11 protein-coding genes are annotated in these 11,786 nt (G+C 50.0%); 8 read left to right on the forward strand and 3 right to left on the reverse strand.

What is annotated here, in order from left to right; translation table 11 throughout:
* Positions 1-39 precede the first annotated feature (39 nt).
* Positions 40-636: a 5'-deoxynucleotidase gene (gene yfbR / locus BM200_RS15325; protein WP_091187046.1), complete on the reverse strand. Its 597-nt coding sequence runs from the start codon at positions 634-636 to the stop codon at positions 40-42.
* A 236-nt stretch (positions 637-872) separates the two neighbouring features.
* On the opposite strand from yfbR, the gene BM200_RS15330 reads away from it, so the two are divergent.
* The 4 genes from BM200_RS15330 (at position 873) to BM200_RS15345 (ending at position 5,424) form a co-directional block, all read left to right on the forward strand.
* On the forward strand, positions 873-1,736 hold the full coding sequence (locus tag BM200_RS15330) for a Na-translocating system protein MpsC family protein (protein ID WP_091187049.1): 864 nt from the start codon (positions 873-875) through the stop codon (positions 1,734-1,736).
* A gap of 10 nt (positions 1,737-1,746) precedes the next feature.
* On the forward strand, positions 1,747-2,778 hold the full coding sequence (locus BM200_RS15335) for a bile acid:sodium symporter family protein (RefSeq protein WP_342716375.1): 1,032 nt from the start codon (positions 1,747-1,749) through the stop codon (positions 2,776-2,778).
* A 54-nt stretch (positions 2,779-2,832) separates the two neighbouring features.
* The gene (gene pnpS, locus BM200_RS15340; protein ID WP_091187052.1) at positions 2,833-4,608 is read left to right on the forward strand and encodes a two-component system histidine kinase PnpS; all 1,776 of its coding nucleotides are present in this window, start codon (positions 2,833-2,835) and stop codon (positions 4,606-4,608) included.
* A 96-nt stretch (positions 4,609-4,704) separates the two neighbouring features.
* On the forward strand, positions 4,705-5,424 hold the full coding sequence (locus BM200_RS15345; protein ID WP_091187054.1) for a response regulator transcription factor: 720 nt from the start codon (positions 4,705-4,707) through the stop codon (positions 5,422-5,424).
* Between the two features lie 26 nt (positions 5,425-5,450).
* Here BM200_RS15345 and BM200_RS15350 read toward each other — a convergent pair whose 3' ends face one another.
* On the reverse strand, positions 5,451-6,317 hold the full coding sequence (locus BM200_RS15350) for an AraC family transcriptional regulator (protein WP_091187056.1): 867 nt from the start codon (positions 6,315-6,317) through the stop codon (positions 5,451-5,453).
* A 163-nt stretch (positions 6,318-6,480) separates the two neighbouring features.
* Here BM200_RS15350 and BM200_RS15355 point away from each other — a divergent pair, with 163 nt between their 5' ends.
* Positions 6,481-7,455, forward strand: a complete 975-nt coding sequence (locus tag BM200_RS15355; protein ID WP_091187059.1) for a 2-hydroxyacid dehydrogenase — start codon at positions 6,481-6,483, stop codon at positions 7,453-7,455.
* 44 nt (positions 7,456-7,499) lie between these two features.
* On the opposite strand, the gene BM200_RS15360 is transcribed toward BM200_RS15355, so the two are convergent.
* Positions 7,500-8,048: a pyridoxamine 5'-phosphate oxidase family protein gene (locus tag BM200_RS15360; protein WP_091187061.1), complete on the reverse strand. Its 549-nt coding sequence runs from the start codon at positions 8,046-8,048 to the stop codon at positions 7,500-7,502.
* Between the two features lie 116 nt (positions 8,049-8,164).
* Here BM200_RS15360 and pdxR point away from each other — a divergent pair, with 116 nt between their 5' ends.
* From pdxR to BM200_RS15375, 3 genes are all read left to right on the forward strand, one after another.
* Positions 8,165-9,622: a MocR-like pyridoxine biosynthesis transcription factor PdxR gene (gene pdxR / locus BM200_RS15365; RefSeq protein ID WP_091187064.1), complete on the forward strand. Its 1,458-nt coding sequence runs from the start codon at positions 8,165-8,167 to the stop codon at positions 9,620-9,622.
* Positions 9,619-9,975: a nucleotide excision repair endonuclease gene (locus BM200_RS15370; protein ID WP_175532881.1), complete on the forward strand. Its 357-nt coding sequence runs from the start codon at positions 9,619-9,621 to the stop codon at positions 9,973-9,975. Before pdxR ends, BM200_RS15370 begins: the two co-directional genes overlap by 4 nt.
* Before the next feature lie 176 nt (positions 9,976-10,151).
* Positions 10,152-11,771, forward strand: coding sequence for a glycoside hydrolase family 9 protein (locus BM200_RS15375; RefSeq protein WP_091187068.1), 1,620 nt, complete (start codon positions 10,152-10,154; stop codon positions 11,769-11,771).
* Positions 11,772-11,786 lie beyond the last annotated feature (15 nt).

Here is an 11,786-nt window from a genome sequence, read left to right on the forward strand (position 1 = left end):
TTTGGAATGTTGTTGCAGGATCACTATCGCTTTTTTCGACTAACTCAACTCATCCAGCGTCTTCCCAAGACTCGGCGCCATATTTGCAAGGAACCACTCGGTTTCGGGCAGCCCAAGCTGCTCGAGGGCGGCTTCCGTCTGTCCCTGAGCGACTAGAAACTCGCGGTTCCCGGTTGAAACCTCGGTTAAGCACTTCAAATATGCGTCTAGCAGGTCGGCGGCTTTTACGATTTTGTGCAGCAGCTGTTCTTCCTCGGACAATGTGCCTCCCGGCTTGCCAAGCAGCGGGGCGTACGAGTCTTGCAGCGGTTCCGGAACCATGCCAAGCAGCCGCTCGGCAGCCATTGCTTCAATCTCGCGGAAGCTCGCGAGCATCTTCGGATTATGATGCTTGACGGGAGTTGGAATATCGCCGGTGAATACCTCGGTCGCATCATGAAACAAGGCCAGCGTCACGGCGCGGTCTGCATTAAAGCTGCGGCCGAAAAAGCTGTTGCCGATCTCGCATAACATATGGGCAAGCAGCGCAACGTGGAAGGAATGCTCTGCTACGGTTTCCTTGGTTGTATTGCGCATCAGACTCCAGCGTTCAATATATTTAAGCCGGTACATATAAGCGAAAAAATGACTTTCCATTCGATCTAAGCGCTCCTCTCTCTTTTCCACTCCATTAAAGTGTTTTTCCTACTATATCCTACCATATCTGATAGGCGAGATGCGGAGTTCATCCTAACGAACCCTCACTAAGAACAGGATGATTCAGAAATTATATTTTTTTCTTGTTTTAATGAATAAAAATCATTAGAACTAAATAAGAGTTGTTTACAACAACTTTTATTTAGGCTTTTTTTGTCTTTACGACTATTAAATAATTGAAGGTAAAAGAAATTGCGAGCCATATTGGAAGATTACTGCGAGAGGCTTTTGGAAAAGGACCGCAATCTATTTTTGTAAATATCAGCCGCCCGTTTATTGTCATTTACTTAAGAAATTTTTTATCGCCAACGGAGAAGATTCTTCTTCAGCAAAATATAACGCAGGAAAACCAGAACAAGTCGAAGCTGCTGCAAGCGGAGAAACTGACCGCAGTCGGGCAGCTCGCGGCATCCATTGCCCATGAAATAAGAAATCCGCTTACGTCGCTAAAAGGATTTATCCATCTAATCGAACAAGCCGTTTCCGGGGTCAGCAAAAGTTATTTCGAAATTATGAAGGATGAGCTGAAAAGAATCGAGCTCATTACGAGTGAACTGCTTTATTTGGCCAAGCCGCAGGCTCAGGAATTCAAAGATGAACATATTGGCCAGATCATTCAGGATGTTATATTGCTCATGGGTTCACAAGCCTTAATGAATAATGTGGAGCTAAGAACTTCCCGTCTGGAGAATCTGCCTGTCGTCCATTGCGTCGGGGCACAGCTGAAGCAGGTATTTATCAATCTTATCAAAAATGCGATGGAAGCTATGCCGGATGGCGGCGCAATCGACATTGTTGCCTCCAGACCAAGCGCAGATATGATTGTGATACAAGTCAGAGATGAAGGCAAAGGAATTTCAGGAATTCCTCAAGAGCTCATTTCCAAAATCGGCTCCCCCTTTTATACCACCAAGGAAAACGGGAAGGGTCTTGGCATGATGGCTACGCAGCAAATCATTTTTTACCATAAAGGAACTCTGGAGATTTCGAGCAGAGAAGGCGAAGGGACAACCATTCATATTGCTTTACCGGCATTATAAGGAAGTTAACATGGCTCGAGTATGCTATTATAAAATCTATAATGTTGATCCACCATATTATAGAAGTGAGGGATGGCTTACGAGGGCGTTTGGACTAAGGTTTAATCAGTTTTTCGAACGATGGATGTTTCTGCTGATCCCGGGATCGCTCGTCCTGGGGTTTCTTTTTGCCGATATGCTTGCTCCGATGGTGGATGCCGTGCCTTATCTGTTTGCTTATGTTACTTTGACTATGGGGATTGGCTGCGGCCTTCGGCATTTATATGAGGTTATTAAAAAGCCAGGCATTCTCGTATGGACGTTAATTCTTGCCCATCTGGTCTCACCGCTCGTCGCATATGGGCTTGGTGCGCTGCTGTTCGGAGCGTCATCGCCATACGTCGTAGGGCTGGTCTTGTTTACGATTATCCCGCTTGGCGTATCCACAGTCCTGTGGGTAGGCATGTCGGGCGGCAGCGTGCCGCTCGTGCTTGCGATGGTCGTGCTGGATTCCGCATTAAGTCCGCTGGTCGTTCCTTACGGCATTCATTTGTTCTTCGATACAACCGTCGATATTGCGATAGGTCCCATTATGTTCGACTTGTTTGTTATTGTCGTATTGCCGACGATAGTTGGTGTAGCGCTGTATGAGATCAGCAAAGGGCGGATCCAGGAGAAGGTGAAGCCGGTGGCGATGCCGATCTCGAAGCTGTGTTTTGTGGCAGTTGTTGCCCTGAATGCCTCGGCGATTGCGCCGTATGTCGACCAGCTCAAACAGGACATGCTGAAGCTGATCCCGCTTGTTATTGTGCTGGTAGGGGTATGTTATGCAGTAGGGTTCCTCGGAACGGCTAAATATATGAGCAAGGATGTACAGGTAACGGTATCTTACGCTACGGGCATGCGCAATATTTCGCTGGGCATTGTCTTGGCTTTAGGTTATTTCAGCCCGCTGGCAGCGGTGCCGGTCGTTCTGTCCATTCTCGTTCAGCAGCCTCTTGCGACTGTACATCATTTTGTTTTACAGAAACTTAACAGAAACAAGACTGGCGAAGCAGCGTAAGCACATGTACGATAAAACGAGTGACTATGAGGCAAGAGGAGATGGGCTATAGCCATGAACAGCTTTCGTAACCGGCTTACTTTTACCATGATTATTATACTTGCGTTGTCCGTTACGGCAGCAGGTCTCTTCATGGCGAAGACGTTTAAGGATAATCATATTAATGCGCTTGAGGACAATATGATCCGCGAGATGCATATCATTCTGGCCAAAACCGAATGGAAAGAAGGAGATAAGGCAAGCCTGTTCCCTTATTTCACGAAGGAAGCTGAAACCCTCAGAACCTATGCGGATTCCCGGGTCACCTTTATTGCCGGCGACGGCACGGTTCTTGGCGATTCGGATCATGCCCCGGACACGATGGATAACCACAGCAACCGGATTGAGGTTATGGAGGCTCATAAAGAAGGTGTCGGACGAGCCATCCGGTACAGCGATACCTTGAAGGAAAATTTATTGTATGTAGCGATTACCGCTAATCCTTCTGACCCGAACTCCAACGTGATTCGGCTTGCAATGAGTTTGAATGAAGTGGATAAGAGCATTAATCAGTTGTGGACCGTATTAATTATCGGACTTCTGGTCTTGTTCATTGTTGCCGCTTTTATCAGCTATCGGATCGCACTTAGCTTAACCCGTCCGCTTGAACAAATTACGAAGGTTGCCCAGCGCATCAAGCAGCTCGATTATAAAGCGCGGGTGAAGGTCAGGAAGCAGGATGAGGTCGGCGAGCTTGGTCATGCGATTAATGCGATGGCAGAAAGCCTTGAAGTACAGATGACACGCATCCGGCAAAATGAAAGCCAGCTGGAAAGCGTCCTCGATAACATGATTAACGGAGTTATGATGATTGATCCTACCGGCCGGATTGTGCTCATGAGCAAGCGTGCGGAAGAGATTCTGGGCTTCTCGGCGCGTGAGTTGGTTGGACGCAATTATGCGGAGGCGAAGCAGCAGTACGAGCTGTCCCAGCTTATTCAAGAGGCATTAGCCAGCCGGGAGCATATAAAAGAGGAGATTACGTTCTACTTCCCGGAGGAGCGCCTCTTGGAGCTGAACCTTGTTCCGATTCATCAGGAAAACAACGAATTCAGCGGACTGCTGCTTGTTCTGCAGGACGTCACGGCAATAAGGCGCCTCGAGAGAATGCGCAGCGAGTTTGTGGCGAATGTGTCTCATGAGCTGAAGACGCCGATTGCCGCCGTAAAAGGCTTTGCCGAAACGCTGCTCGGCGGGGCCGTGAACGATGAGGAGACCGCACGTTCCTTCCTGCAAATCATATTTGATGAGAGCGACAGGCTGAACCGCTTGATCGGGGACATTCTGGCGCTGTCCAAAATCGAATCCAAACGTGTTCCGCTCTATTTCTCACCGGTAGAGCTTGATTCCTTCATGCTCAAGACCGTCACGATGATGGAGACGGAAGCAGCCCGTAAGTCAATTAAACTCGATTTGCAAATGGAAAACGGGCTTTATGTCGAAGCCGATGAGGACCGTTTGCGACAAATTATGATGAATGTGATCGCAAATGGCATAAACTATACTCCGGAGGGCGGCAAAGTCTCGGTTAACATTAGAAGTTTGGATGAGGATCATATCCGAATCCAGATCAGCGACACCGGCATCGGCATTCCGAAGAAGGATCTGCCGCGTATCTTTGAACGCTTCTACCGCGTGGATAAAGCAAGATCCCGCAGTTCAGGCGGCACAGGATTAGGCCTTTCGATCGTGAAGCATCTGATTGAGCTGCATAAAGGAACAATATCGGTTACAAGTGAGGTTGGAAACGGCTCAACCTTCGTTATCGAGCTGCCTGTTCTCCAGCAATAATCAGCCTGACTTAAAAATTTACCCATTCTTCATGAAATCGTGATAAAATAAGGTTGAAAAATTGTGTGTCCCAGGCTGGACAGGCTGGAGGTTATCATGTCGCATAAAGTGCTGGTTATTGAAGATGAACCAACATTAGCTCGGCTTTTGTCGTATAATCTGACGCAAGAAGGCTATACCACGACGGTTATTGATCATGGGGCGACAGGGCTGCAGACCGCTTTGCAGCGCACCTTTGATTTAATTATTCTGGATATCATGCTGCCAGGCTTGAATGGGTTTGAAATATTAACGCGCCTTCGTCAGAACGGCGTAAAGACTCCGATTATTATTTTGACGGCACGTAATGCGGAGGAAGAAGTCGTTCAAGGGCTGAAGCACGGTGCTGACGACTATATCACGAAGCCGTTTGGCGTTGCAGAATTGCTGGCTCGGGTATCGGCCGTATTGCGCCGGACACAGCTGGATGATGTGGTGCCGATTGAAACATCGGAGAAGGTTATTACAGCCGGAGACTTGTCGATCTATCCGGAGAAGTACGAAGTGATTCTTAACGGAGAGACCGTACCGCTTCGTCCGAAGGAATTCGAGGTTCTTCTGTACCTGGTTCAACGTCCCGGGATGGTCATTACCCGCGATGATCTGATGAATGTGGTATGGGGCTTTGATTACATCGGCGGCCAGCGTACGGTTGACGTTCACGTCAGCTCACTCCGCAAGAAGCTGGAATTAGGCCAGACGGTACAGATCGAATCGATTCGCGGCGTTGGTTATAAACTCGTTATGTCAAAAAAACTCGTCACACCAAAGGGATAAGGTGGACGAGTTTTTTTCGTGTGCCGCTATTGTCTGTTCCAATCGAGCATCTTGCGCTGGAATTGCTTGGGCGAGCAGTCATTGTATTTCTTGAACATTTTATAGAAGTGGGCCATGTTCGGCATGCCGATCCGCTCTCCAACCTCGGTAATGCTCAAATCCTTTGTCAGAAGAATACGTTCTGCCCATTTGATCTTCCGGTAGTTCACAAATTCGGTGAATGACATGCCAATCGTCTTTTTGAAAAATTTAACGAAGTAATAATAGCTCATATTGGCGATCCGGCATACCTCCTCCACCTGAATGCGGTCGGTCAGCCGGTTCTCGACGTAGTCCAGGACGGGCTTCAGCCGGAGACGGTCGAAGTCATCCTGCTCGGCGAGCATCTTCCGGTGATCGTTGCGCAGCAGCGTCAGGAGGATCTGCTTGATCAGAACGCTTACGGCAATCTCATAACCGGTCTCCTTGCGGTCTGCTTCATGATGAAGCTCGCGGATAAAGTCGCCGATCTGCTTCTTCACCTTGCTGTTCTCCTGGAAAATATAATTGGCCTGGCTAAGCGAATTCTCTGTTTCCGAGAAATAACGCATGTAAGCAATGGTGCTTTGATCGAAAAAGGGCTCGAGCTCGAACTGCAGCACGATATAATCGAGATTCCCGACGCTCTTGTCGCGATGCAGCTGCGAGGCGCCAATCATAATGATGTCGCCTGCTTCAAGGTGGTAGCTTTCTTCCTCAATGTCAACATCCAGCTTGCCTTTTATAATATAGAGCAGCTCAAGCTGCCGGTGATAATGCCAATTGGTGAAATCGTCATCCTTTCGAATCGGCTGCCAGACACGCAAGGATAACAAAGGGTTTTCATAGACAACTTTTTCGTTAAACGGCTCCACCCTTGCTGGTCCCACCTTACGTAGAAGTTTAGCTCTGCACATGCCGTCAAAGCGATATGCAGCCTTTCTTCATTGTAGTGGGCTTCAGCCTTAAAGGCAACCATTCGCCAAATCACTTTGGACATAGGTATAATAGAATCATAACCTGAGAGGAGTTGACGGCATGCGGCCAAAAGTATACATATCATCTAAAGTATCCGATGAGGTGAAAGCTTACCTCGATCAGTATTGTGAATGCGAAATGTGGCAGAATCCGGAGAGAGCCATTACCGGGCAGGAGCTTGCCGAACAAATCGGGGACGCAGAAGGGCTGATTGCAGCCGGCAATGCAATCAGCGAACGGCTGCTCAGTGCGGCGCCCAAGCTGAGAGCGGTCAGCAATATTTCGGTAGGCTACAATCATAATGATCTGGACGCCATGAAAAAGCGCGGTATTATCGGCACGCATACGCCTTATGTGCTGGACGATACGGTAGCGGATCTGACGCTTGCCCTTATGCTGGCGGCTGCCAGAAGAGTAACGGAGCTGCACAATCTGGTACGCGGCGGCGGCTGGCAGCGTGGTGTCGGCGAGCAGCTGTTTGGTCTTGATGTGCATCATGCAAAGCTTGGCATTATCGGCATGGGCCGGATTGGTGAAAAGATTGCGAAGCGGGCGAAATTCGGCTTTGACATGGAAGTCTCCTACTATAACCGCAGCCGCAAGCCGGACACGGAAGAACGGCTTGGCGTGAACTACCTGCCGCTGAATGACGTGCTGGAGCAGTCGGATTTTATCGTCCTGATGACACCGCTGACGGCGGAGACCAAGCATATGATTGGCGAAGAGCAGTTCAATCGGATGAAACGCAGCGCAATCTTTATCAACGTATCACGCGGCGAGACGGTTGATGAAGCGGCGCTGATCGAAACGCTGCGCAGCAAGCGGATTTATGCGGCGGGTCTGGATGTATACGAGAAGGAACCGGTCAGCCCGGACAATCCGCTGCTTCAGCTCGATAATGTCGTGACGCTGCCGCATATCGGCTCGGCTACGAAGAAGACGAGAGATGATATGGCGATGCTCGCTGCCCGCAACCTGGTGGATGCGTTATACGGCAGAGAGCCGCAATATGTGATACCGGAACTAAAGAACTAATCTCATAAAAGAGAAGGAGCCTCTGCTTGCTGCAGAGGCTTCCTTTATTTCAGGTCGTCACGGGCGGTTCGGCCGTTTCCAAACATTTTCGAAGGATTCACTTCGCTTTCTTTAGCAGTAATGGAGCTGGATATGAGCTTGAAGACCGATGTTTTGCTGCCCATGGACGATACATACCGCTCCAGGTGGCTCTTCGCGAGCGGCCGGTCGAAGTAGCCGGGAACATATTTGTTCAGCATCACCTGCATGGCCGCAGTTGCTTCGTCCCAATCGGTTACCTTCATGATGGTGCCGTAGATCACTGCGCTCATATAAGCGGTGTCGACATGGGCAGGCGTCGGGTCGGCAATGGTGCCATACTCTTCGCTGACGGTGAAGCAGGCTTCGGGGTTGTCAGCAATCATGTCGATTTTCCGTCCTTCGGAAGCCCCGTGGAAGTAGATGGCGTCATCCTTCCAGACGAAGTTTAACGGTACGACATAAGGAACATTGTCCGAGGCAAGACCAAGAAATCCGGTGCGTGCCTGCTCAAGGAAGGATTGGATTTTGCCTGTATCGGTGCAGGCTCTTTTTTGTAAGCGGATGGGAAACATCGTTCATTCCTGCCTTTCTGTCGGTTGATTGTGTTATTATTGTAGAAGGAATCTGTCCTTGTCAAAAGGTACAGTTTTGTTGAAAATAAGGGGTACAGATTGGAGGCAGCCATGTCATGATTAGCGTGACGCCGGAATTGGATAATGAAAGTAATATTCCGCTGTATCAGCAGCTTTTTATCTATTTGAAGAGACAGATTGAATCGGGCATGGTGCAGGAGAATGACCGTCTGCCCTCGATCCGCCAGCTGTCCTCTTATTTGTCCGTCAGCAAAAATACCGTCGAATCGGCTTATCAGCAGCTTCTGGCGGAAGGCTATATCCAGAGCAGGCTTCGCAGCGGATTATATGTTATGCCGCTGGATAAGCTCGAGAGGGCAGCAAGCCAGAAGCTCGCAAGTGCTGAGGCTGCACAAAAATCGGAAGAGATACCCCCTCATGCGATAAATTTCGAATACGGCGACGTAGAGCTGGAGCATTTTCCCGTACGGCTGTGGAAGAAATGTCTCGTGGATGCGCTGGAAGAATGTACAACGGAGGTATACGGCTACGGTGACCGACAAGGCCATGCGGGGCTTAGGGCGGAGATCGCCCGATATTTGTACCAGTCACGCGGAGTGGTATGCGCTCCGGATCAAATCTTCTTAAGTGCCGGGACACAGACAACGGTCAGCCTGCTCGCCCAGCTGCTGCCTTTGCCAGAGGAAATCGCGATGGAGGAGCCGGGTTATAACGGGGTCAGAACGGTGCTGCTGAATATGGGCCGGAAGATAATTCCGGTTCCGTTAGACCATGACGGGATTTCTGTCGAGCATTTGAGACACAGCGGCGCCAAGACCGTGTATGTGACGCCTTCTCATCAGTTTCCCATCGGTATGATTATGCCGGTCCAAAACCGGATCAAGCTGCTGCAGTGGGCGTATGAGCAAGACGGTTACATCATAGAGGATGACTTCGACAGCGAGCTTCGTTATCAAGGCCAGCCGATTCCGGCTCTCAAGGCTCTTGATACCGGCGACAAAGTTATTTATTTGGGAACATTCTCGAAATCGTTCCTGCCGGGTATACGTCTCAGTTATATGGTGCTTCCTGAGCGGGCGGCGCTGGACTACCGCAGCAAGCTGCAGGCATACAGCCAGTCTGTCTCGCCGTTAATTCAGGCGGCTATGTACCGGTTTATGAAGGAAGGGTACTTCGAAAGTCATATCCGCAAGATGAGAAAGCTGTACCAATCCCGGCATCGGACGCTCCTACGCGTGATTCAGGAACAGCTTGGCAGCCAGGTTGGGGTTATCGGTCAGCGATCGGGCATGCATCTCCTGCTGGATGTCTATGAGCGGTCAAGCGATAAGCTCGTGCAGCAGGCGCTGGAGCATGGGGTAATTGCATATACGCCAGAGAAGCACTGGCTGCATCCGGAGAATTGTCCGCCTTCCTTCATCATGCTTGGATTTGGCGGCCTGAGCGAGGAGAAGCTCCGGGAAGGAATTATTCGCCTCCGCAGGGCTTGGTTTCCCCAAGATGTGATACAATATGATATAAACAGATTAGGAAAGAGAAGTGAATTCTTTTGATTACCATTACGATTCCGGAACCGGATGTTACGATTTACAAGCAAGTGAACCCTGAGCTCAGCCATATTTACAACTTTACGGATTTTCATCTCATTACGCGTGAGAAAGGCGGCTTCTTTATTTTCTACAACTTCAAAGGCGATGTGCTGTTTGTTGGCAAAGCCAGGAAGCTGAGACCACGAATCAAGAAGCATTTTGAAGACAGCGTATCTCCAATGAAGAATTACCGTGATGAAGTGACCAAGATTGAGATTTATGTGAATGAAGATCCGGTGGAGCGGGAGATTTACGAGACGTACCTGATCAATAAATTCCAGGCGAAGTATAATGTGGACAAGGTATTGTTCCGTTAAAAAGCTTGCGCTAGAAGGTAAAGGCTGCTCAGCAATGAGGGCCTTTTTTTGATTTTTTTGATGGAATATGAGGATTTCGCTGAATGTTCTTTAGTTTCGGTAGTCCATGGAATCGAGGGATGAGATATAATGTAGCGGCTTGATCTATTCTCGAGGTGGAGAGGGGATTCGCTGATATGGAACAGGAGATCCGAAAGACGATTGTGGTTAATCAGCTTGGCTACCGGACTACGGATAGCAAGATCGCGGTTATTTCGGGAGAAAGCAGATCATTCCGATTAATAAACAAAACGACGGGGGAAGCCGTATGGGAAGGGCTGACCGGTACGGCACGGGAAGATGCTTCGAGCGGCTTGACGGTTTGCAGGGCGGATTTTTCGGACTGGAAGCTGGCGGGAGTATATAGTCTTGAGACAGATGGCGGACAAAGCTCGGACTTGTTTGTCATCGGGGAAGATGTATATGAAGCTGCTCATCAGGCCTTGTTGAAAGCGTTTTATTTCTTCCGTTGCGGAATTGATCTGGAGGAGACGTATGCCGGGGAGTGGAAGCATGGAAAATGCCACCTAACACCTGCGATCGTTTACGGTGAGGATGAAAGGCGAGTGGACGCATGGGGCGGATGGCATGATGCCGGCGACTACGGCAAATATGTTGGGCCGGGAGCGAAAGCGGTGGCGGATCTTCTGCTTGCCTATGAATATTATCCGGATGCCTTCACCAAAGCGGTGCCGCTGCCTGAAACGGACGGCGTAATGCCTGACGCGCTCCATGAATGCCGGTATGAGCTGGAATGGATGCAGCGCATGCAGGATACGGAATCCGGGGGCGTCTTCCACAAGCTGACTACGCTGCGGTTCCCTGCACCGGATACCATGCCCGAGGAAGATAACGATGAGCTGTATGTTTCGCCGGTCTCGGCAACGGCAACAGGCTGTTATGCAGCCATTATGGCGATGGCGGCACGCGTGTATGAGCCGTTTGATCAGGCGTTTGCGTCCGGTTGCCTGTCCGCTTCGGAGCGGGCATGGGAATGGCTGGTGCGTCATCCTGAATATCCGTGCTTCCGTAATCCGCCTGAGATCGTTACAGGGGAATATGGCGATAAGCAGGATGCTGATGAACGGTATTGGGCTGCGGCAGAGCTTTATCGAACGACGGGAGAAGAACGGTATCATACAGCATTCCGGCAGTTGGCGGAGCTTGCCTTCGACAAGTGTGAGCTGGGATGGGCAGACATGGGCGGTTACGGGACAATCTCTTATTTGTTGTCAGAGCGCGAGACAAACTCGGATTTGGCGGAGCAATTAAGGACTGGTCTGTTGAGCCGTGCAGAACAACTCGCTGCAGTATGCAGACAGGATGGGTTTGGCATTTCGCTGCGGCCTGAGCAGTACATATGGGGCAGCAATATGCTTGTGCTGAATCAGGCGATGCTGCTGTTGTTGGCAGATCGGGTGGCTCAGACGACTGCTTATGAGAATCTGGCTCTGGATCACATTCATTATTTATTCGGAAGGAACGCCGTAGGCATGAGTTACGTGACAGGGTTCGGAAGCCGTCCGGTCCGGCATCCGCATCATCGCCCGTCCGAAGGCGACGGCGTGGATGAGCCTGTACCGGGGCTTGTGTCCGGCGGGCCAAACCTTGGCCTTCAGGATGAATATGCCCGCGAGCATCTGAAGGGCAGGGCTCCTGCAGCTGCCTTCGCCGATGTGATGGAAAGCTACTCCACGAATGAAGTAACTATTTACTGGAACTCGCCGGCTGTGTTTGTATTGAGTCATTTTGTGTAAGGTAAGTGCTGCCTG

The sequence above is a fragment of the Paenibacillus catalpae genome (assembly GCF_900112695.1).
GTDB classification, from domain to species: domain Bacteria; phylum Bacillota; class Bacilli; order Paenibacillales; family Paenibacillaceae; genus Pristimantibacillus; species Pristimantibacillus catalpae.